General features: G+C 48.3%; 1 protein-coding gene. It reads left to right on the top strand.

The annotated features are described in order from the left end of the window. Positions 1-234, top strand: a 234-nt coding sequence (locus DXD12_RS15735) for a recombinase family protein (protein ID WP_243105413.1), incomplete at both ends; no start/stop codon positions are given.

Raw genomic sequence — 234 nt, forward strand, 5'->3', positions numbered from 1 at the left:
CACCCCGGCTATGAGTGCAAGTGGGCGACTAATACCGTAGTGCATATCCTTGAAAACCGGGAATACACAGGCTGTCTGGTAAATTTCAAGACAGAAAAACTTTCTTACAAAGTCAAGCACAGTGTAGAAAATCCCCTGGAAAAGCAAGTGATTTTCGAGAACCACCACGAGCCTATCATAGACACCCAAACATGGGAACGGGTGCAGGAGCTTCGCAAACAGCGCAAACGCCCC

Origin of the sequence: Clostridium sp. TF11-13AC (genome assembly GCF_003481065.1) — a bacterium.
Taxonomy (GTDB): Bacteria; Bacillota; Clostridia; order Lachnospirales; family Lachnospiraceae; genus Otoolea; species Otoolea fessa.